The 18503-nt window shown below is 72.4% G+C and carries 16 protein-coding genes; 7 read left to right on the top strand and 9 right to left on the bottom strand.

The genetic code is table 11. From position 1 onward, the window contains the following. Positions 1–68: 68 nt before the first annotated feature. The 4 genes from OG858_RS05550 to xylB all read right to left on the bottom strand — a co-directional run bounded on the left by OG858_RS05550 (position 69) and on the right by xylB (position 5084). Entirely contained in the window at positions 69–1367 is a 1299-nt protein-coding gene (locus tag OG858_RS05550) for a GAF domain-containing protein (RefSeq protein WP_319262197.1), read from the bottom strand. A gap of 130 nt (positions 1368–1497) precedes the next feature. Beyond that, on the bottom strand, positions 1498–2097 hold the full coding sequence (locus OG858_RS05545) for an N-acetylmuramoyl-L-alanine amidase (protein ID WP_086753300.1): 600 nt from the start codon (positions 2095–2097) through the stop codon (positions 1498–1500). A gap of 240 nt (positions 2098–2337) precedes the next feature. After that, positions 2338–3546 carry an ROK family transcriptional regulator gene (locus OG858_RS05540; protein WP_328545096.1) on the bottom strand — a complete coding sequence of 403 codons (1209 nt, stop codon included), beginning with the start codon at positions 3544–3546 and terminating at the stop codon, positions 2338–2340. Between the two features lie 92 nt (positions 3547–3638). After that, positions 3639–5084, bottom strand: a complete 1446-nt coding sequence (gene xylB / locus OG858_RS05535; RefSeq protein WP_319262195.1) for a xylulokinase — start codon at positions 5082–5084, stop codon at positions 3639–3641. A 144-nt stretch (positions 5085–5228) separates the two neighbouring features. Here xylB and xylA point away from each other — a divergent pair, with 144 nt between their 5' ends. Together xylA and OG858_RS05525 are read left to right on the top strand one after the other, a co-directional pair. Further along, positions 5229–6395 (top strand): xylose isomerase, encoded by a 1167-nt coding sequence (gene xylA / locus OG858_RS05530; protein WP_086752725.1) that lies wholly within the window; start codon positions 5229–5231, stop codon positions 6393–6395. Positions 6396–6888: 493 nt separating this feature from the next. Further along, the gene (locus OG858_RS05525) at positions 6889–7176 is read left to right on the top strand and encodes a hypothetical protein (protein ID WP_319262193.1); all 288 of its coding nucleotides are present in this window, start codon (positions 6889–6891) and stop codon (positions 7174–7176) included. A gap of 149 nt (positions 7177–7325) precedes the next feature. Here OG858_RS05525 and OG858_RS05520 read toward each other — a convergent pair whose 3' ends face one another. Both OG858_RS05520 and OG858_RS05515 read right to left on the bottom strand, forming a co-directional pair. Beyond that, positions 7326–8621: an SWF or SNF family helicase gene (locus OG858_RS05520; protein WP_319262191.1), complete on the bottom strand. Its 1296-nt coding sequence runs from the start codon at positions 8619–8621 to the stop codon at positions 7326–7328. Further along, entirely contained in the window at positions 8618–11479 is a 2862-nt protein-coding gene (locus OG858_RS05515; protein ID WP_328545097.1) for a DEAD/DEAH box helicase, read from the bottom strand. Before OG858_RS05515 ends, OG858_RS05520 begins: the two co-directional genes overlap by 4 nt. A gap of 245 nt (positions 11480–11724) precedes the next feature. Between OG858_RS05515 and OG858_RS05510 the strand changes: the two genes are divergently transcribed. Beyond that, complete coding sequence (locus OG858_RS05510; protein WP_037705135.1) at positions 11725–11913, top strand: hypothetical protein; 189 nt, start codon at positions 11725–11727, stop codon at positions 11911–11913. Positions 11914–11960: 47 nt separating this feature from the next. Here the strand turns inward: OG858_RS05510 and OG858_RS05505 are convergent, their stop codons facing one another. The 3 genes from OG858_RS05505 to OG858_RS05495 all read right to left on the bottom strand — a co-directional run bounded on the left by OG858_RS05505 (position 11961) and on the right by OG858_RS05495 (position 14014). Then, the gene (locus tag OG858_RS05505; RefSeq protein WP_086747486.1) at positions 11961–12827 is read right to left on the bottom strand and encodes a hypothetical protein; all 867 of its coding nucleotides are present in this window, start codon (positions 12825–12827) and stop codon (positions 11961–11963) included. Positions 12828–12964: 137 nt separating this feature from the next. Beyond that, entirely contained in the window at positions 12965–13261 is a 297-nt protein-coding gene (locus OG858_RS05500; protein WP_086747487.1) for a hypothetical protein, read from the bottom strand. Between the two features lie 153 nt (positions 13262–13414). Then, entirely contained in the window at positions 13415–14014 is a 600-nt protein-coding gene (locus OG858_RS05495; protein ID WP_086747493.1) for a class I SAM-dependent methyltransferase, read from the bottom strand. Positions 14015–14166: 152 nt separating this feature from the next. On the opposite strand from OG858_RS05495, the gene OG858_RS05490 reads away from it, so the two are divergent. The 4 genes from OG858_RS05490 (at position 14167) to OG858_RS05475 (ending at position 18410) form a co-directional block, all read left to right on the top strand. Beyond that, positions 14167–14943 carry an MHYT domain-containing protein gene (locus OG858_RS05490; RefSeq protein ID WP_086747488.1) on the top strand — a complete coding sequence of 259 codons (777 nt, stop codon included), beginning with the start codon at positions 14167–14169 and terminating at the stop codon, positions 14941–14943. 61 nt (positions 14944–15004) lie between these two features. Then, positions 15005–17539, top strand: coding sequence for a sensor histidine kinase (locus tag OG858_RS05485; protein WP_086747489.1), 2535 nt, complete (start codon positions 15005–15007; stop codon positions 17537–17539). Beyond that, complete coding sequence (locus OG858_RS05480; RefSeq protein WP_037705141.1) at positions 17536–17973, top strand: roadblock/LC7 domain-containing protein; 438 nt, start codon at positions 17536–17538, stop codon at positions 17971–17973. The genes OG858_RS05485 and OG858_RS05480 overlap by 4 nt, the downstream gene beginning before the upstream one ends. Before the next feature lie 20 nt (positions 17974–17993). Continuing rightward, positions 17994–18410, top strand: coding sequence for a DUF742 domain-containing protein (locus OG858_RS05475; protein WP_086747494.1), 417 nt, complete (start codon positions 17994–17996; stop codon positions 18408–18410). Positions 18411–18503 lie beyond the last annotated feature (93 nt).

Below are 18503 nucleotides of genomic sequence, written 5' to 3'. Positions count from 1 at the left end.
GCCCCGCGCCCGCCGACCAACTGCGGGGCGCCGTACCGGCAGTCCCGGCCGTCACCTGAGGGCATTCCTCAGGGACACCGAAGGTGCCCCCACCCCGGTGGTGCCGACAGCTCCGATTCCAGCTCGCGCAGCCTGGACCGTACCGCCGGTGTCGGTCGTACGGTGGCGAGCGCCCGCCACACCTCCAGGTCGTCCTCGCCCCAGGGGGAGTGTGCCCAGTCCGCCAGCAGGTCGGGATCGCGGCGGGCTATCAGGGCGGTGCGCAGCCCGTCGGCGAGCCTGTGCCGCAGTCGTACGACGGCCGGGGCCTGGGAGCCCGGCAGCAGCGGACCTCCGTACGCCGACGCGGCCGCCGTCACCGCGCCCGTCTCCAACCTCCGTTCCACGACAGACACATCGGACTCGACCAGCACCGTGAGCCGATACGGCCGTGACCCCAGCAACCCCGGCCCGAGCAGCCGCCGCAACCGGGCCAGTTCGGCCCGCAGTGTCACCGGCGTCACCGACTCGTCCTCGTACAGCGCGCAGAGCAACTCGTCGCCGGACAGTCCCTCCGGGTGCCGGGCGAGCAGTACCAGAATCTCGCTGTGCCGGCGGCTGAGCCTGATTTTTCGTCCGCCGACGACCAGTTGGGCCTCGTCGCGGCCCAGAGCCGCCAGTTCGAGTGCGTCGGCCGAAGCCCCGGGTGGGGTGAGCAGCGCGAGCTGGGACTCGGCTGCCCTCGCCACCGCCTGGACGAAGCCGAGACTGTGCGGATGCGCCAGGCCGTCGCCGCCCGTGATGTCGATGGCGCCGAGCACCCGCCCGGTGCGCGGATCGTGCACCGGCGCCGCCGCGCACGTCCACGGCTGCACCCGCCGTATGAAGTGCTCGGCCGCGAAGACCTGCACCGACCGGTCCAACGCGACCGCGGTGCCCGGCGCGTTCGTCCCGACCGCGGACTCCGCCCAGCGCGCCCCCGGCACGAAGTTCATCCGGTCAGCCCGCCGTCTGGTCGCGGCATCCCCCTCCACCCACAGCAGCCTGCCCTGCGCATCGCACACGGCCAGCAGATGCTCGCCGTCCGAGGCGAACGTGCCCAGCAACTCGCGGACCAACGGCATCACCCGGGCCAGCGGATGCTCCGCGCGGTAGGAACAGAGGTCGCCGTCCGTCAGTTCCACGCGCGCGGTGCCCTCGGGCCCGACACCTGCCCTCGCCGAACGGCGCCACGAGTCCGCCACCACGGACCGCACCGGTCGTGCCACCGTGCCCTGCTGCGTGAACGTCTCATGGGCGCGGCGCAGCACCCGCACCCGCTCGACGGGGTCGGCTCCCGGCTCCAGAGCCACCCACGGATCGCTCAACTCGGCCTCCCCGGAAAGCATGCATGCGCAGCTGGGACCATCGTCACCGCCGAACACACGCCCCGACAAGCCACGCGACCCCGCGGGACAGCGCGGACGGCCTCGGATCGCGTCGGCCCCGCCGCCTGGGGCGGCGTCGGTCCGGACGACGTCAGACGGCGTTGACCAGGCGTATGTAGCGGTCCCAGTCCCAGTGCGGCCCCGGATCGGTGTGATCGGTGCCCGGCACCTCGTGGTGGCCGATGATGTGGGCGCGCGTCTTCGGCATGCCGTACGTGTCGCAGATCGCCGAGGTGAGAGCCGCCGACTGCTCGTACATGGCGCCGGTGAAGTACTCGGGCCGGTCCACCCAGCCCTCGTGCTCGATACCTATGCTCCGCGCGTTGTACTCCCAGTTGCCCGCGTGCCAGGCGATGTCGCGCTCACGGACGCACTGGGTGACCCGCCCGTCGGCCGACCGGAGCACGTAGTGCGCGGAGACCTGTCTCGCCGGGTTCCAGAAGACGGGCATGGTGTTCTTGTACGTCGTCTGTGTCACGTGGATGATCACCAGGTCGACGGGTTGGCCGGTCGGACGGTCGGCCGCGGTGTAGTTGGCCGCGCTCGCCGGATCCCATCGGGCAGGGGTGTGGTCGACAGCCGGAGGTCGGGCGTCGGCCTGCGGGCTCGGGAGCAACGTGTAGGGGATCGCGGCGAGGGCGGCGCCCTGCAACAGCCGTCGCCTGCTCGGCAGCGGCCTGGCTCGCTCCATCTGGGTCCGCCTTTCAGGGGATGGGATCGATCGGATTCCACTCGGACGTCGTCACTCGAAGACGCGTCCGCGGGTCGAATGGCTGCGCCTCACGTGAATCACGGTACGGCGATTACCGATCGGGCTGTCCGAGTGTGTGGAAAACGGTGGAAAAGCAGTGAGTTGTGGATAACTTCGTCACCCGGAAGGGGGAAGGGGGAAGTGGCTCCAGCCCCTGAACGGTGTCGCGCGTCGGCTGCGTTACGGCCGTACCCCGACCGTCGCCGGATCGTCCAGCACAGCCCGCACCACCGAGTGGGCCGCACCCAGCAGTGGTCCCTCGGAGCCCAGCCGGGACACGGTCACGGCACATGCCGGACCGGCCGTCCGGCGCGCCAACTCCCGCTCCAGCGAGGGCAGCAACCAGGGCGCGAGTGCGGCCAGGGCGCCGCCCAGCACCACGGTCTCGGGGTCCAGCAGATTGACGGCGCCGGTCAGTGCGATGCCCAGTGCCGTGCCGGCGCCGCGCAGGGCCCGGTGCACGTCCTCGTCACCGGCCGCGGCCCGCTCCGCGAGGAACTCGACACGGTGCTCGCCCGGTTCCAGGCCGGCCGCGCGCAGCACGGCCTCCTCACCGGCGTACTGCTCCAGACAGCCGCGTCCACCGCACGCGCAGGCGGGGCCCTCAGGGCGCACGGGCACATGCCCCAGCTCGCCCGCGAAACCATGCGTCCCGCGGAGCAGCCGGCCGTCCACGACCACCGCGCCACCGATGCCGATCTCCGCGGAGACATGCAGGAAGTCCGGTGGTGTGCCGTCGCCGAGCCAGAGTTCGGCGAGGCCGCCGAAGTTGGCCTCGTTGTCCACGGTCACCGGCAGACCGCCGGGCAACAGCGCGCCCAGGTCCGTGTCGTGCCAGTCGAGGTTGGGGGCGCGGACCACGGTTCGGGCGTCGCGCGCCACCAGCCCGGGCACGGCGACCGCGAGCCCCGCCGGCCACAGGCCGTCGCTCTCCGCCTCGGCGACGACCCGCCGGACGAGCTCGGTCAGGTCGTCGATGACCGGCTCGGGCGACCGGCCGCGGTTGGTGCCGTGCCGTACCGCCCGAGCCCGTACCTCACCGCGTAGGTCCACGGCGCAGACCGCGAGGTGGTCGACACCGATCTCCGCGCCGATTCCCGCGGGCCCGCGCCCGCTGAGGGCGAGCGCCGAGCCGGGCCGCCCGACCCGGCCGGGGCGCTCGGGACCCAGCTCCTCCAGGAGTCCCGAGCGGATCAGCTCGTCCACCAGAGTCGACACGGCGGCCCGGGTGAGGCCGATGCGCGAGGCCACGGCGGCCCGGGACAGCGGTCCCTCGGCGTTGACGGAATGCATGACCCGGGAGAGGTTGCGGCGCCGCATGCCCTGCTGGTTGTCGGGCAGGTGACGGCCGGAACCGCCCGTGTGGGTCTCGTGCAGTGGTGCGGTCATGCCTCCCCCGGCTCCCGTCGATGTGTCCTGGTGGGTGTCCTGTAGATCATGCCGGAATCGGATTTTCCCACGTCGGACACCCCCTGGCCCGGTCAGCTGCCGCCCGGTTCACGCTCCAGCAGCGGTGCCGCGTCGGACAGTACCCCGGAGATCCTGGCGAGTGTCTCCTCGTCCCGCTCCACGGCCTCCAGCACCGGCCCCCGGGCGGTGTCCCAGCGGCGGGCGACCGCGGCCGGGTCCTCGCCGGTGAGCAGCCCGGCGGCCTGCGCGGCGGCGCCCAGCGCGACCAGTTCCTTGGCCTCGGGCACCTGCACGGTGCGCCCCGACAGACGACGCACGGTCTGCTGCCAGGCCGTGCCGCGCGCGCCCCCGCCGATGAGCAGCAGCGGCGCGGAGGTGTCCGCGCCGGCGTCGAGCACCAGGTCGAGGGCGCCGAGCAGCGAGTGGACGGCGCCGTCGTAAGCGGCCTGGAGCAGCTGTCCGCCGGTCGTGTCGTGCCGCAGCCCGTGCATCAGGCCGGAGGCGTGCGGCAGAGCCGGGGTGCGCTCGCCATCCAGGTAGGGGAGGAGGGTGACACTCGTGCCGGGCTCGACGGCCTCGCGGTCCAGGCCCAGCAGGGCGGCGACCCGGTCGACGGCCTGGGTGCAGTTCAGCGTGCAGGCCAGCGGCAGCCAGCCCCCGTGCGCGTCGGCGAAGCCCGCCACCGTGCCGGTCGGGTCCGCGGGGCGGTGCTTGGAGACGGCGTACACCGTGCCGGAGGTGCCTAGGCTCAGCACCGGGGTGCCGGGGCGCAGCCCGAGCCCCAGCGCGGCGGCCGCGTTGTCACCGGTACCGGCGGCGACCAGGGTGCCCTTGGCGAAGGGCAGATCGTGGGCGTCCCGTACGGTCCCGGCGACCTCGCCCGGCCGGACCACACGGGGCAGCAGCGCCGGGTCCAGCCCCACCCGGTCGAGGACCTCCGCGTCGTACGCCTCGGTCGCCGATGCCCACCACCCCGTGCCGGAGGCGTCGCCGCGGTCGGTCGTGCCCTGACCGGTGAGGCGCTCGGTGAGGTAGTCGTGCGGCAGGCGTACGGCGGCGGTCGCGCGGACCGCCTCGGGCTCGTTCTCGGCCAGCCAGGCCCACTTCGTGACGGTGAAGGACGGGCCCGGCACACTGCCGGCGCGTTCCGCCCAGGCCTTCGCGCCGCCCAGCTCCTCCACCAGACGGGCGGCCTGCGGTGCCGAGCGCACGTCGTTCCACAGCAGCGCCGGACGGACCGGCTCGCCCTGGGCGTCGAGGGTGACGAGGCCGTGCTGCTGGCCACCGATCGAGACCGCCGAGGCCTCTCGCGCCGCCTCCCCGCACTGATGCAGCGCCTCGCGCAGCGCGTCCCACCACTGGCGGGGATCGCTCTCCCGGCCCGCACCGGAGGACACGGTGTGCGGCGCCTGCCCGCTCGCCACCACCCGTCCGGTCGTCGCGTCGACGACCAGGGCCTTGGTGGACTGTGTGGACGAGTCCACACCGACGACGAGCGGACCCTCGGCTGCTGACATCGGGCTCTCCCTCTCACGCGGCTCGTGACTGCCGCTGATGCGGCCGCGCCTCTGTCCGGCGACATCTTGCCTTCCCGGAGACGCGTCCGCATACTAATTTGTAAATCGCCATGACGAAATAGTCGGAGCGCAAGGAGCCGCGGCATGAACTACCAGCCCACCCCCGACGACAGGTTCACCTTCGGCCTGTGGACCGTCGGCTGGCAGGGAAGGGACCCGTTCGGCGACGCCACCCGGCGCGCCCTCGACCCGGTCGAATCGGTGCAGCGTCTGGCTGAGCTCGGCGCCTACGGTGTGACCTTCCACGACGACGACCTGATCCCCTTCGGGTCCTCGGACAGTGAGCGCGAGGAGCACATCAAGCGCTTCCGTGCGGCCCTGGACACGACCGGCATGACCGTGCCCATGGCCACCACCAACCTGTTCACGCACCCCGTCTTCAAGGACGGCGCGTTCACCGCCAACGACCGCGACGTCCGCCGGTACGCACTGCGCAAGACGATCCGCAACATCGACCTGGCGGTCGAGCTGGGTGCCAAGATCTACGTCGCCTGGGGCGGCCGCGAGGGCGCCGAGTCCGGCGCCGCCAAGGACGTCCGGGACGCGCTCGACCGTATGAAGGAGGCCTTCGACCTCCTCGGCGAGTACGTGACCTCCCAGGGCTACGACCTGAAGTTCGCGATCGAGCCCAAGCCGAACGAGCCGCGCGGCGACATCCTGCTCCCCACGGTCGGCCACGCCCTGGCCTTCATCGAGCGCCTGGAGCGCCCGGAGCTGTACGGCGTCAACCCCGAGGTCGGCCACGAGCAGATGGCCGGGCTGAACTTCCCGCACGGCATCGCCCAGGCCCTGTGGGCGGGCAAGCTCTTCCACATCGACCTCAACGGCCAGTCCGGCATCAAGTACGACCAGGACCTCCGCTTCGGCGCCGGCGACCTGCGCTCCGCCTTCTGGCTGGTCGACCTCCTGGAGACCGCCGGTTACCAGGGCCCCAAGCACTTCGACTTCAAGCCGCCGCGTACCGAGGACTTCGACGGCGTGTGGGCGTCGGCCGCGGGCTGCATGCGCAACTACCTGATCCTCAAGGAGCGTGCGACCGCCTTCCGCGCGGACCCGGCGGTCCAGGAGGCTCTGCGTGCCGCACGGCTGGACCAGCTGGCCCAGCCCACGGCCGCCGACGGCCTGCAGGCCCTGCTCGCGGACCGTACGGCCTTCGAGGAGTTCGACGCCGAGGCCGCCGCCGCTCGCGGCATGGCCTTCGAGCAGCTCGACCAGCTGGCGATGGACCACCTGCTGGGTGCGCGCGGCTGATCACTCGCGCCGGGGGAGGCCCTTGCCGCTGACGGGGCAGGGGCCTCCTCCTGCCCCGGCCGGGCTCCGGTCTCGGCCGCCTCCTGCGCCTCTTCCGTTCGATCCCTGCGCGGAATTCTCCGGAATCATGCGATCCGTGGCATGAGTCCGTATCAACCCCCGCGCAGGGCTCGCGCCTTGGCCGCTTCGCGGCGACTCTGGTCGTATGGGCATGCCGCCGTCACCGTCCCGTCCGCCCCGGCCGCCGGACGGCACACCGCCGTCCAGCGGCGGTGGTTTCGGGCCGCCATCAGGGGGCTACGGCCCGCCGCCGGGTGATCCGACCGGGGCACACGCACCACCGCCCGGGGGCTTCGGCCCGCCTTCACAGGGTGGTGGCCTGCCTCCTTCGGGGCAGGGTGGTGGCCGGCAGCCCCCGGGTCAGGGCGGGGGCTGCCGACCACCCGATCCGCCCGAAGGACCACCTCCCGGCGGGCGTCGCAAGGTCGCGCTCATGGTGCTTGCCGTGATCATCACCCTGGGCGCCGTCGTCGCCGTCGTACTCGCGGCCACCGGGGGCGAGGGATCGCCGGACGAGAAGGCGCCGGGCGAGACCGGCCGTGGATCGAGCCCCTCGCCCACCCCGTCCCCGAGCCTCCCGTCCTCACTGCCCAGCGACCTTCCGACGCTGCCCTCGGGCATCCCGAGCACTCTGCCGAGTGACCTGCCCAGCGAGTTCCCGAGCGAGATCCCCAGCGACCTCGGCTCGCTCTTTCCGGCCCCGGCCGACGACGCCGGGTGAGGAAGGCCACCGAACCGCCGGGCTGAGGTGAGGACGCCCACGCGCGCGTGGACCGAATGTGGCTGTGCGCGGACCGCATGTCGGCTCACGCGCGTACGGCATCCGGCCCGCACGCCCAGGACGGTGGTCTCACTCGCCCGGGACCGGCTTCAGGCGTCGGTTTCGGCGCCGACCGAAGCCAGCGCCGTCGCCGGATCGTGCGCTGCCGGGCCGGCGGGCGCCCACCGGCCCCGCTCCTTGCGGTAGGGCCACCAGCGGCCGTCCCGTCCCAGGCGCAGCTGGGCCGAGCCGTCGGCCACGGTCCAGCGGTTGTGCGCGGACCGAAGCACGGGCCGCTCGTCCTCGTCCCAGGCCGTGTCCAGAGCGGCACGCGCGCGTGCGAGCGATTCCGCCTGCATGTGCCATTCCTCGTCCAGCACGGAGAGACCCGCCACCCCGCCGTACCGCCAGGCACGGACGGCCAGAGCCAGCCCTTCCATGCCCCGCTCGGAACCCCGGCCGAGCCGGGCCCCGATGCTCGGCCCCGGCTCACCGGAGGCCAGCCGCACCGTGTCCTGATGGAGCGTCAACTCGTCGTCCAGTGGCTGCTGCTCGTGTCCGGGGCGGAGAGCCTCGGACAGCATTCGGTGGGCCTCCCCGGCTGTCTGCGCCGCCAGGAACTCGAGCGCGGTCGGATCCACCCCGGGCGCGGGCGGGGCCTCGGTCTCCAGCGAGGCCGCCAGACCGGGTTCCACCGGAGGCCGGGGCGGCTCGGGGAGCGGCGGAAGGATCTCGCCCGCCGCGAACGCCTCTGCGGCGTCCACCCCGTCCCGGCGCCTGTCCCGCAGACCTTCCGGCGCCATCTCCCCGTCCGAGTCCGCCACGGGAGCGATGCTGCGTACCTGGAGTGCGTCCAGAAGCGCGCGCTCGGCGCGGCCCCGCATCAGCAGCAGGACGAACGGGTCCTGGTCCAGCAGCCGGGCCACCTGGTAGCACAGGGCCGCGGTGTGACCGCAGTGGTCCCAGGCGCCGCAGTCGCACTCCGCCTCCAGATCACCGAGGCCGGGCAACAGCTCGACTCCGGCGGTCGCTGCGTCCTCGACCAGGTGCGGCGGCATCTCGCGGTCGAGCAGGGCGGCAATGTGCCCGGCCCGCTCGACAGCCATGCCCAGGAAGCGGTCCCAGTGGTCCTCGGAAAGCTCCTGGAGCAGGACGTCGGCGCGATGGGCGGTGCCGTCGCGGTCCTGGACGACGGCGGTGACGCGCCCGGGGCGCACCGACATCGCGCCCACGGCTCCCGCGCGGGCGAGCCTGCGCCCCGCCTTCACCTGCTGCCCGTCCAAAGCCGCGTCCTCGAGCGCCTTCAACCAGGCCCGGCCCCACCACGTCTGCGCGAAACCCCGCGTATTGACTGGAGTCGACGCCGCGAACGTGCGCTCGTCGTCATGCTCCGTACGTTCTGTCATCGTGCGCCCCCTCGAAGCTCCACCAGGTTGGCCAGTTCGGCGTCGGACAACTCGGTGAGCGCCGACTCGCCGCCACCCAGCACCGCGTCGGCGAGCTCCCGCTTGCGCAGCAGCATGTCCGCGATGCGGTCCTCGATCGTTCCCTCCGTGATCAGCCGGTGCACCTGCACCGGCCGCGTCTGACCGATGCGGTACGCCCGGTCCGTGGCCTGCGCCTCGACGGCCGGGTTCCACCAGCGGTCGTAGTGCACGACATGCTCGGCCCGGGTCAGGTTCAGACCCGTGCCGGCGGCCTTCAACGACAGCAGGAAGACGGGCACTTCGCCGTCCTGGAAGCGTTCGACCATCGCCTCGCGCTCGGGGATCGGTGTCCCGCCGTGCAGGAAACGTGTGGGCACGCCACGCGCCGCCAGGTGGCGTTCCAGAAGGCGTGCCATGCGGACGTACTGCGTGAACACCAGGACGCTCGCCCTCTCGGAGAGGATGGTGTCCAGCAGCTCGTCCAGCAGCTCCAACTTCCCTGATCTGCCCGGGATCCGGGGCCGCTCCTCCTTGAGGAACTGGGCGGGGTGGTTGCAGATCTGCTTGAGCCCGGTCAGCAGCTTCACGATCAGTCCGCGCCGTTCCATGCCGTCGGCATCGGCGATCTCCGCCATGGTCTCGCGGACCAACGCCTCGTACAGCCCCACCTGTTCCCCGGTGAGCGACACGGCCCGGTCGGTCTCGGTCTTCGGCGGGAGTTCCGGCGCGATGCCCGGGTCCGACTTGCGGCGGCGCAGCAGGAACGGCCGTACGAGACGGGAGAGCCGCTCCGCCGCGACGGGATCCCGCCTGCCCTCGACGGCCTGCGCGTACCGGGTCCGGAAGGTGCCGAGCCTGCCGAGGAGGCCCGGAGTGGTCCAGTCGAGGATCGCCCACAGTTCGGACAGGTTGTTCTCCACCGGCGTGCCGGTGAGCGCCACGCGCGCGCGTGCCCCGATCGTGCGCAGTTCCTTCGCCGTGGCCGAGTAGGGGTTTTTCACGTGCTGGGCCTCGTCCGCCACGACCATGCCCCAGAACACGTCGGCCAGGCGGGGCGCGTCGAGCCGCATCGTGCCGTACGTGGTGAGGACGAACTCCCCGTCGGCGAGCCCGTCCAGGCTGCGCCCGGCCCCGTGGAAGCGGCGCACCGGCACTCCTGGCGCGAATTTCTCGATCTCCCGCTGCCAGTTGCCCATCAGGGACGCCGGACAGACCACGAGGGTGGGCCCCGCCGACGAGGTGTCCGCCTGCCGGTGCAGATGCAGGGCGATCAGGGTGATGGTCTTGCCGAGGCCCATGTCGTCGGCGAGGCAGCCGCCGAGCCCCAAGGAGGTCATCCGGGCCAGCCAGTCGAGGCCGCGCAACTGGTAGTCCCGCAGTGTCGCGGCGAGCCCGGACGGCTGCCCGACCGGCTCCTGGCCCTCAGGGTCCGCAAGCTGCTCCCGAAGCGTCGCCAGCCACCCCGTGGGCCGCACGTCGACCATCCGGCCGTCGACCTCCGTCGAGCCCGTCAGCGCGGCGCTGAGTGCGTCGACGGGCGACACCTTGCGGTCCTGCTGCGCTCGGGCGTGACGGATCTCCTCCGGGTCCACCAGGACCCACTGGTCGCGCAGTCGCACCATGGGGCGGCTCGCCTCCGCGAGCAGGTCGAGCTCCTGGCGGGTGAGCCGCTGGTCGCCCAGTGCGAACCACCAGTCGAAGGCGAGCAGCGCGTCGGACGACAGATACGACGGCGTGTCCGACGTGGCCTTGTCAGGGCCCTGCTCTTCGTCCGGTGGGCCGATGACCGCGCGGGCGGTCAGCTTGCGCGCCAGCTCCTTCGGCCAGTGCACGTCGACGCCGGCCGCCGCCAGTAGCCGGGCGCCCTCGCCGAGCAGGTCGGTGACCTCCTCGTCGGCGAGCTCCACGGCGTCGGGCACGGCTGCCGAGAGCAGCGGGGTGAGCGGGGCCCAGGCGCGGGCCGCGCGGCGCAGTGCCAGCAGGGCGTCCATCCGCGCGCGGGGGTCGAAGTGCTCGGCGCCGGCCCACACGGCGGAGGCGTCCGCGACGAGCGCGGGATCGCTCACACTGTGCACCTGCGGGACGACACGGAACGCCGGCTGCGTCCCGCCCGAGTCGTCGGCGCGGACCGAAGCGAGTCCGGGAATCTCGACCCGCAGCGAGACGCGGACCCCCGCGTCGTGCCCGGAGGCGACATCGGCGGCCCAGGCGCGCTGCTCGGGCACGTACTGGGGTTCCGGTGCGGCGAAGGCAGGGCCGCCCGCCGCGACGCCCGCGGCGGGGGAGCGGGGCAGCGAGTCCATGACGGCGTCGAGGAAATCGCGCAGCAGCCGCTCCGGGCCGGGCAGTCGCAACGGCTCGCAGTGGTCGACGGGCACCGCATGTGCCTCGGGCGGCATCGCGGCGGCCAGGTCCCTGACCCGGTCCACGTCCTCCGCCCGCAGCGGCCCCGCTCGCCAGGCGTCATGGCCGCTCGCGGTCACACCGGGCAACAGCAGTCCGCGCGCGGCGAACTGGAGCGCCAGTACGGCGGCCGCGCCCCAGAACGCCGTCGACCGGTCGGCGATCGCGGCGGCACGCGCACGCGTGAGCACCGGGAGCGCGGCGCGCACCGGGAGCGACACGGCTGGCACCGTCACCTCTTCGACGCCCTCACCGCCGGGCAGGACGACCGTCAGCTCCCCGGGGGAGCCGGGCGCGACCAGGGGCGGTGCCGAGCCGTCCGACCGCCAGAAGGCGACGTGGCCGGCGCGGGCAGGGTCGGCGGCCACGAACACGGCGCGGCAGCGGATCAGTTCGGAGACTTCGGAGGGGGCTGCCACTGAAATCGTCGGCACAGGGATACTGGACTCCTCAAATTTGACTACCGTACCCAGGATCGCCGAAGGTGCATCACTTCAAACCTCTGACCGGCCGGCCGTGGGGTGATGTGAGTCACTTTTCTCGCTCGGTGGCGGGGGCATCTCAGGGTTGTACGGGGGTTCGACTCAGGGACGTGTCAGGGTCGTGGTCCGGAACTGCGGGGGGCTCGCTCCCGTTTTCAGGACAGAGAGCGGCAGTGGCCGCGAAGGAGGCGACGGAGATGTCGAAGAGCACGAAGATCGTCGCGGGGGGTGCGGCAATCGGGATCGTCCTGCTGATCCTGTTGCCCTTCCCCTTCTGGGCCAATCTCCTGATAGTCCTGGGGATCCCCACGGCCGCGTACCTCGCGCTGGACCCCTCGCAGCGGCGCAGGCTGCGTCGGGTCGGCCGCAAGGAGCTCGGTCGCTGAAGGTGCCACCGGCCCGCGTGTGCGGGCCGGTGCGGCGGCACATCGGCTCAGTTCGGGCGTACGGCGATCTTGTCGAGGGACTCCAGGAGACCGGGCAGCTCCGGCCCTCGGCCCACCGGCAGTACTTCGCCGGGTTCGTCGTCGAGAAGGACGAACGCGATGTCATCGGTCCTGGCCACCAGCGACCAGCCGGGACCGTCGGCACGGAGGGTCCGGGCGTCGCCCGGCGCGAACGAGGAGCGCACCCGCCCGAGGGGCGGAGGGGACTCCACGTACGCGCGTGCCTCCGCGAGAACGCGCCGGATGCCCGTGCGGGGAACGCCCCGGTCTCCCTCACCGGAGTCCGTCGCCACCCCCGAATCAGTCGCGTCACCGGTCGCCGACCGGCTCGCCCCGTCCTGCCCGGCGAACGCGGAGTCGTCGATCTGCTCCCGCCACCTGGCCCACTGCAGCGCGATCTCGTCTGCGCCCAGACGCCGCTGGGCGGGACCCCAGGTGCCGGTGTCCGGTGGGCTCAGCGGTGGCAGGTCCGAGACCTCCGGATCGGGGTCGTGCGGGGCGGGCACCCCGGGGGCCGCGACCGCGACCGCGAGGGGCCAGCCGGGCAGCGCGGCCACGACCGAGTCCTCGTCGGGTGACAGGTCGTACTCCATGCCGCAGTCCCACGACGCGATGGCCACGGCCACCAGCGACACGTCGTCCACCGCCACAGTCCACCTGGCACCCTCGCCGTCCTGCCCCAGGACGATTCCGTACCCGTCGGCGAGCGGTGCGAGGCCGAGGGCCGCGCAGGCCTCCGGATAGTCGTCGCCCAGCACGCTGGGGAAGTTCGCGGGCGTGAGCAGTACCGCCGTCAGCACATACAGCGCGTCGTCGTCCCCGGCGGTGACGGCGTCGTCGTCCGTCCCGGCCATGCCGGCCTCCCCTGGCTCTCGCTCGTTCGTCGGCGCACCCTAATGCGCCCGACGGGCCCTTGTCACGGGTGCGAACCCCGTGCGGAGCTGCGGTGACCGGGTGGACCGGGGCGAATCGGCCGGAGATCCTCATTCGTTCAGGCGGCGGGCAGCCCCAGAAGTGACCGCGCGACCGTCTGCGGCGACTCGTCCCGCTCCCGTGCGAGCGCGATGACCGCCCGGCACGCCAGCTCGCTGACCCCGAACGACAGGGCCTCGGGCGACACCCAGGTCACGGCCTCGTCGATCTGTTCCTGGTCGTCCTCGGCGCACGCCGAGATGTAGGCGGCGGCTGCCTCGAACAGGTTGTGCGTGCGCTTCGCCTCCTGTGCGGTGCTCTCCGTGCGCAACGAGTCGAAAAATCTACCGAAGGACTTGCGAGCATTGTCGAACATACGGACTACCTACCCCCCGCGTCGGTATCACAGCCGTCCTACTCAACGTAGAGACGGAGCTGCGGCCGCAGAAGAGGGAAGGGTGGGGTGAAGCCCTGCGAACGGCGCATTCAGGACGCGGCGTGGCGGGACCCTCCCGGACGGTGCCGGGGCTCAGCCGACGCGCGCGGCGAGCGCTAGGAAACGGGTGTCCTCGTCGACGTACGACGTCATGTGCCAGCCCGAAGCGGTCAGCAGTGGGCCGAGGTTCGCCTCGGCGCGCAGGTCGGCCGGGGTGATCTGCCGCCCCTGACGCGCCGCGAGTGCCGCGCGGCCGATGGGGTGGAAGAGCGCCAGAGTGCCGCCCGGCCGGACCACTCTCGCCAGCTCCCGCAGGTTCTCGGTGGGGTTCGGGAGATGCGCGACGAGCCCTGCGGCGAACACCGCGTCCAGTGACTCGTCACGCAGCGGCAGCCCGGCCACGTCGGCGAGCAGCAGTTGCCCGTCGCGGTCCCGTCCGGCCCGTACGGCGGCCTCCAGCATGGCGGGTGTCAGATCGGCACCGAGCACCACTCCGGAAGGCCCCACGGCGGCGCGCAACGGCGTCAGGGCCCGTCCCGTACCGCACCCCGCGTCGAGCACCCGGTCACCCGTGCCCAGACCGAGCTCGGCGACCGCTGCGGCATAGGGGGGTCCGTCGTCGGGGAACCGGGCGTCCCAGTGGGCCGCTCGTGCTGTGAAGAACTCCTGGACGTGTGTGTGGTCGTCGCTCATGCTCCGCATGATCTCTCACCGGAAAGGTCCGGGAAACGACGTACACGTTCGGACGGCAGGCGATCGTTGCAGTGCATATATGCGCCACATTCCGGCACCTTTCGAAATGCGCCCCCTCCGTGCTCCCGTGCCCCCACTAGCGTCCCGGAGCCATGGGACACCTGGACCACGCCACCTTCGGCTGGCTGACCCCCGCACTGTCGTACGTCATGGCCTCCATCGGCGCCGCGCTCGGCCTGCGCTGCACGGTCCGCGCGCTCGGCACGACCGGCAGGTCCCGCCGCAACTGGCTCGTGACCGCTGCCTCGGCGATCGGCACCGGCATCTGGACCATGCACTTCGTGGCGATGCTCGGCTTCGGCGTCAGCGGCACCGAGATCCGCTACAACGTGCCGCTGACCATCCTGAGCCTCCTCGTCGCCATGATCGTGGTCTGTGCCGGAGTCTTCGCCGTCGGCTACAGCCAGGACCGCGCACGAGCGCTCCTCCTGGGCGGGCTGACCACCGGCCTGGGCGTCGCGAGCATGCACTACCTGGGCATGGCGGCCGTTCGGCTGCACGGTGACGTGACCTACGACCCGGCACTCGTCGCACTGTCCGTCGTGATCGCCGTGGTCGCGGCGACCGCCGCCCTCTGGGCGGCACTCAACATCAAGTCGCCCATCGCGGTCACCGTCGCGTCCCTGGTCATGGGTGCGGCGGTGAGCAGCATGCACTACACCGCGATGTGGGCGGTGCGTGTGGAGGTCACTCCGTCCGGGGCGGTCCTGCCCGGGGCCACGGCGATGCAGTTCATCTTCCCCCTCGCCGTCGGCCTCGGGTCCTACCTCTTCCTCACCTCGGCGTTCGTCGCTCTGTCGCCGACGGCCGGCGAGCGCGAGGCATCCGAGTCGGCCCAGCGGCCGGTCGAGAGCGCCGCCGCCCACTAGCCGCTAGCCGCGCGCGGCGGCCTTCGAGGCCCGCCCCCGAACCACTCCGAGCGAGGAGGCCATGCGTACACCCCGCAGGACCCCGACAGCCGGCGCCGAGACGCCGCCCCAGCCCGCGATACGCGGCCGCCGCGCCCATGCCGGACCTCCCGCCGACGAGCGCATCGACCCTGACGAGAGTGGCGCCCCGACGATCGGGCCGCCCACACGCGCGGGACGATGGCACATACGCCCCCGCACCGTCCGGGCCAAGATCGTCTGCCTGCTCATGGTGCCCGTCGTCTCCCTGCTCGCCCTGTGGGCGTACGCCACCGTCACCACCGCCCAGGACGTCGCCCGCATCCGGCAGTCGCAGCGCGTCGACGCCTCCGTGCGCGGCCCCGTCGCCGACGCCGTCGCGGCGCTCCAGGCCGAGCGTGTGGCCGCCGTACGCTACGCCACCGGGCCCTCCGCCGAGCGGGAGAGCGTGCTGCGGAAACTGGCGCGACGTACCGACCGGGCGGTCGACGCCCTGCGCCTGGGGGACCGGCACACCATCGCCGACGGCACCGACCTGCCCCCAGGAGTGGCCGAACGCCTCACCGGCTTCGTGACCGGAGCCGGACAACTGCGAGTGCTGCGAACGGCGGTGCTCGACCGCAGCAGCAGCTGGACCGAGACCTACGAGCGGTACAGCAAGACCATCTCCACGGCCTTCGGTGTGGGCGGCGCGCTCACCGGCATCCAGGACGCCGACCTCGGCTCCGACGCGCGCGTGCTGCTCGAGTTCTCCCGCGCGGGAGAGGCACTGGCCCAGGAGGACGCGGTCCTGGCCGGCGCCCACCTGGCCGGAACCCTCGACCGCGAACGGTTGCGCCTGTTCACCGGCGCCGTCGACACCCGTCGCACTCTGACCGAAGCCGCCGGTGTCGATCTGCGCGGCCCCGAACGTGCCGCCTGGCAGGAACTCGCCGGAGGAAGCGCCTACGCCGACCTGCGCGCCGTCGAGGACGAGGTACTCGCGAGCCACCCCGGAGCCCAGGCGCTCCAAGCCGCTCCCGAGGCAGCCTGGAAATTTGCCCACGCGCGCGTGCGGGACGACATGCGCGCCATCGAGTCCGACGCCGGACGAGACGTCGCCGACCGCGCCGACCCGTTCACCCGCGCCCTGCTGACCCCGGCGGGGGCCGCGGTGCTCCTGGGCCTTGCCGCCGTCGCAGCCTCCCTCGTCATCTCCGTACGCATCGGACGCGGACTGGTCGTCGAGCTGGTCAGCCTGCGCAACGACGCCCTGGAGATCGCCCGCCGCAAACTCCCCCACGCCATGCGAAGACTGCGCGCCGGAGAGGAGATCGACATCGACGGCGAGGCCCCGTCGGGACCCCTCGCGGAGGACGAGACCGGTCAGGTCGCCGAGGCCCTCGGCACCGTGCACCGAGCGGCCCTGAGAGCGGCGGTCGAGCGCGCCGAACTCGCAGGCGGCATCTCCGGCGTCTTCGTCAACCTCGCACGCCGCAGCCAGGTCCTCGTGCACCGCCAACTGAGCCTGCTCGACAGCATGGAACGACGCTCCGACGACCCCGACGAACTCAGCGACCTCTTCCGCCTCGACCACCTCACCACGCGTATGCGACGCCACGCGGAGAGCCTGATCATCCTCTCCGGAGCCGCTCCTGGACGCGCCTGGCGCCTGCCTGTCTCCCTGACGAACGTGGTCCGCGCGGCCGTCTCCGAGATCGAGGACTACGCGCGCGTGGAGGTACGGCAACTCCCCGAGGCGAAGATCGTCGGCACCGCGGTCGCCGACCTCACCCACCTCCTGGCGGAACTCGTGGAGAACGCCGCTCAGTTCTCGCCACCCCACACGCGCGTGCGAATCACCGGGGAACCGGTCGGCAACGGATACGCCGTGGAGGTCGAGGACCGGGGGCTCGGCATGGGCAAGGAGACCCTCGCCGAAGCCAATCGCCGCATCGAACAGTCCGAGGCGCTCGACCTCTTCGACAGCGACCGGCTCGGCCTGTTCGTGGTGAGCCGCCTCTCCGCCCGCCACGGCATCAAGGTCCACCTTCGGACCTCGCCCTACGGCGGCACCACCGCGGTGGTCCTCCTCCCCACCCCCCTGCTCCACAGCGGCCTGCCGGAACGTTCCCCCGGCGCCACCGCCGAAGCACGGCCGCAGCCCGAGGAACGCGAGTACGCGCGTGTGGCCGCCGTCCCGCACCAGGAACCCGTCGAACGGTCCGCCGACCGGCGCGCCCTCATGGCCCCGGTCGCCTCCGCCGGGCGGACCACGGCCGACGGCCCGCCCGAGCCGCCGCCCGGCGTCACCGCTCTCCGGCCGCACCGCCACCCGCCGGAACCGGAACGCACCGACGAACTGCCGCGGCGCGTACGCCAGGCGCACCTCGCACCCCAGCTGCGCGAACAGCGCGCTGGTCAACCCACGTCGACGGCACCCTCCCGGGCCGACGACGAACGCACCCCGGAACTCGTACGGGACCGCATGGCGGCCTACCGCGACGGCTGGGTACGAGGCGGCGGCAGAGCACCCGGCTCAGGCGTCACCCGCGGCCCTGCGACGGGCAGCGACAGCAGCGAAGGAGACCCCGCATGATCCAGGACCCGAGCACCAGGGCCACCGAGCGGTCCGGTGAACTCGACTGGCTGCTGGACGACTTGGTACTGCGCGTACGCGAGGTACGGCACGCCGTGGTGCTGTCCAACGACGGACTTGCGGTCGGCGCCTCCAGCGACCTCAAGCGCGAGGACGCCGAGCACCTGGCCGCCGTCGCCTCCGGCTTCCACAGCCTCGCCAAGGGCACGGGCCGCCACTTCGGTGCCGGCGGCGTACGTCAGACCATGGTGGAAATGGACGACGGCTTCCTCTTCGTGGCCGCAGCCGGCGACGGCTCCTGCCTCGCCGTCCTGACCTCGGTCACGGCCGACATCGGGCTGGTCGCCTACGAGATGGCGCGGTTGGTGAAACGCGTCGGGGAGCACCTCTACACACCGACCCGCTCCGGCGCGCGTCCGCCCGCGGCCGGATGAACCAGGGACGGGCCGTGCTCATGACCGAAGGAAGCACAGGCGCTTCGCACGAGCCGCCGGGCAGCCGGTGGTACGACAACGAGGCCGGACCCCTCGTCCGCCCCTACGCCATGACGGGCGGCCGTACCCGGCCCGGCCCGAACGGGGCCCACTTCGACCTGATCGCACTGGTCTCGCTCGACAGCGGTGCACCCGGTGCCGACGTTGACACCTCGCTCGGCCCGGAACACCGCGCACTCGCCGAACTGTGCCGCACCGAGACCCAGTCGGTCGCCGAACTTGCCGCGGGCGCCGATCTGCCCGTCGGAGTGGTGCGGGTACTCCTCGGCGACCTCCTGGAACTGGGCCGCGTCACCGTCAGCCGCCCCGTACCGCCCGCGCAGTTGCCGGACGAACGGATCCTGCGTGAGGTGATCGAGGGGCTGCGGGCGCTGTAGATGAACGAGCAGTCGGGTCCAGCACGTACCGAGTTGTGCCTCCACCCGGTACCGAACATGAACAAAGCGGTCGTTGATATGAAAAAACGGTCC

The organism is Streptomyces europaeiscabiei (assembly GCF_036346855.1).
GTDB classification, from domain to species: Bacteria; Actinomycetota; Actinomycetes; order Streptomycetales; family Streptomycetaceae; genus Streptomyces; species Streptomyces europaeiscabiei.
This window is presented reverse-complemented; position numbering and strand designations above follow the sequence as displayed.

Excerpts from the sequence above, each read along its gene's own strand:
- OG858_RS05550 (WP_319262197.1), bottom strand. The coding sequence starts at position 1,367 with ATGCTTTCCGGGGAGGCCGAGTTGAGCGATCCGTGGGTGGCTCTGGAG.
- OG858_RS05545 (WP_086753300.1), bottom strand. The coding sequence starts at position 2,097 with ATGGAGCGAGCCAGGCCGCTGCCGAGCAGGCGACGGCTGTTGCAGGGC.
- OG858_RS05540 (WP_328545096.1), bottom strand. The coding sequence starts at position 3,546 with ATGACCGCACCACTGCACGAGACCCACACGGGCGGTTCCGGCCGTCAC.
- xylB (WP_319262195.1), bottom strand. The coding sequence starts at position 5,084 with ATGTCAGCAGCCGAGGGTCCGCTCGTCGTCGGTGTGGACTCGTCCACA.
- xylA (WP_086752725.1), top strand. The coding sequence starts at position 5,229 with ATGAACTACCAGCCCACCCCCGACGACAGGTTCACCTTCGGCCTGTGG.
- OG858_RS05525 (WP_319262193.1), top strand. The coding sequence starts at position 6,889 with ATGGTGCTTGCCGTGATCATCACCCTGGGCGCCGTCGTCGCCGTCGTA.
- OG858_RS05520 (WP_319262191.1), bottom strand. The coding sequence starts at position 8,621 with ATGACAGAACGTACGGAGCATGACGACGAGCGCACGTTCGCGGCGTCG.
- OG858_RS05510 (WP_037705135.1), top strand. The coding sequence starts at position 11,725 with ATGTCGAAGAGCACGAAGATCGTCGCGGGGGGTGCGGCAATCGGGATC.
- OG858_RS05505 (WP_086747486.1), bottom strand. The coding sequence starts at position 12,827 with ATGGCCGGGACGGACGACGACGCCGTCACCGCCGGGGACGACGACGCG.
- OG858_RS05500 (WP_086747487.1), bottom strand. The coding sequence starts at position 13,261 with ATGTTCGACAATGCTCGCAAGTCCTTCGGTAGATTTTTCGACTCGTTG.
- OG858_RS05495 (WP_086747493.1), bottom strand. The coding sequence starts at position 14,014 with ATGAGCGACGACCACACACACGTCCAGGAGTTCTTCACAGCACGAGCG.
- OG858_RS05490 (WP_086747488.1), top strand. The coding sequence starts at position 14,167 with ATGGGACACCTGGACCACGCCACCTTCGGCTGGCTGACCCCCGCACTG.
- OG858_RS05485 (WP_086747489.1), top strand. The coding sequence starts at position 15,005 with ATGCGTACACCCCGCAGGACCCCGACAGCCGGCGCCGAGACGCCGCCC.
- OG858_RS05480 (WP_037705141.1), top strand. The coding sequence starts at position 17,536 with ATGATCCAGGACCCGAGCACCAGGGCCACCGAGCGGTCCGGTGAACTC.
- OG858_RS05475 (WP_086747494.1), top strand. The coding sequence starts at position 17,994 with ATGACCGAAGGAAGCACAGGCGCTTCGCACGAGCCGCCGGGCAGCCGG.